2 protein-coding genes are annotated in these 1125 nt (G+C 51.9%); both read left to right on the top strand.

What is annotated here, in order from left to right:
* Positions 1–663, top strand: a 663-nt coding sequence (locus tag VKV18_RS14010; RefSeq protein ID WP_324204808.1) for a hypothetical protein, incomplete at its 5' end; no start/stop codon positions are given.
* 142 nt (positions 664–805) lie between these two features.
* Positions 806–1125, top strand: a 320-nt coding sequence (locus VKV18_RS14005) for a DUF2079 domain-containing protein (RefSeq protein WP_324204807.1), incomplete at its 3' end; no start/stop codon positions are given.

The raw sequence follows: 1125 nt of genomic DNA, 5'->3' as shown, positions 1-1125 counted from the left end.
CCGGGCAACCCACAACGCGCGGTGGAGGACCTTAAATACATCTGCCAACTGCTTCATACCTACCAACGCCTCCATGGTACCCTGCCTTACTTTGACGACAAAACCCATCTGATGCCGCTTCTGCTGGTGGATAACGATGCGCTGCATCATCGGAAAGATTACGGCATTCCGACTAACGATCCGTTCTACATTGATAAACGTCTAAATAATCCAGACATTCGTTATGATGACGAGCATCCAAAATTAAATCCTAACTCCTTCAATTTGCCCTACGTCTGCCTGCTCACCCGCCCTGATGGCACACCGGTAGGTGGGCCCAAACCGCCTGGAACGCGTGATGTCCTCGCTTGGACAACGATGTACGTCCATCGAAACCTTCATAGCGCCCCACCACCCGTTTACTACTACACCAACCCGGTAGGGTTCTATCTGGTGCTTTGGGACGATTGTTCCGTTGAAGCTATTCCCTACGATAAGGTGTTCTACGCGCCCGATCCTTATCAGAAAGGCAGTTATCAGGTCGCCTTTCCCGGTGAGGCGGGCATTCCTCCGGGTGCCTTAAGCTACGACGACTATTATAGGAAGGTGGCACACTTTAAGTATCCACCTCACGGCAGCCCTAAGTATAAACTGGGCATAGCGCCCAACGGCAGTGTTCAATAGGCGAGATGGAGAGAGGAACCAAATAGCCAAACCAATGCGCCTAACCGCCTCTAAGGCGAAGCACTCGGGAGCCGGTTTTTGCACTCGGTTGGGGAGCCTTTTCCGTTTAGGCTCTCAATCGCTAGAAGAACAGGGTTGTTTTTTGCCTGCCGACGGCACCAAATGGGTTGTCCCTTTGGTCTTGCTGGGCGCCATTACGGCCTATTGCCTTCTTTTTTGTTCCTATCAGCTCGACCTCTATCATCGCTTTGCCTATCCCAGTTTCGACCTGGCCGTTTTTCAACAGGCCACATGGTGTATCGCTCATGGGCTATCCCCATTTGTAACGGTGCGAGGACTTCATATTCTGGGCGATCACTTCAGCCTTATTCTCTATCTGTTGGCTCCTTTAGAGTGGGTTTATCCTCATGCGGAGCTTCTTTTGGTGGTACAGACGGTTGCCTTAGCTCTGGGAGCGGTGCC

Source organism: Chthonomonas sp. (assembly GCF_035294505.1).
Lineage (GTDB): Bacteria > Armatimonadota > Chthonomonadetes > Chthonomonadales > Chthonomonadaceae > Chthonomonas.
This window is presented reverse-complemented; position numbering and strand designations above follow the sequence as displayed.